Raw genomic sequence first — 277 nt, 5'->3', positions numbered from 1 at the left:
GTTCGGCTCGGCGAGCTTGCCCGCGAGGCCGTAGCGGGAGGGCAGGGTGACGTCGATCCTGTAGGTGACCCCGTCGATGACGTCGTAGTTGAAGGCCGGGAAGGCGCCGTTGATGAGGGGCTGCTCCTCGGTTTTGGCCGGGTCGATCCGGTTGAAGATGCCCGCCGAGCGCTCCAGCCACTCGCGCACCTGCGCGCCCGTCACCCGCACGGCCTGGAGGGTGTTCGGGTAGAGGTAGATGTCGGCCACGTCCTTGATGGCGATGGGGCCGGGCTTC

General features: G+C 68.2%; 1 protein-coding gene. It reads right to left on the bottom strand.

Annotated elements, in window-relative coordinates; genetic code table 11:
• Nucleotides 1–277, bottom strand: a 277-nt coding sequence (locus tag F0L46_RS25375; protein WP_188312153.1) for a 5'-nucleotidase C-terminal domain-containing protein, incomplete at both ends; no start/stop codon positions are given.

The organism is Salinarimonas soli, assembly GCF_008386575.1.
Classification (GTDB): Bacteria; Pseudomonadota; Alphaproteobacteria; order Rhizobiales; family Beijerinckiaceae; genus Salinarimonas_A; species Salinarimonas_A soli.
The sequence above is the reverse complement of the archived record's forward strand: the minus strand, read 5'-3'. Positions and strand labels throughout refer to the sequence as shown.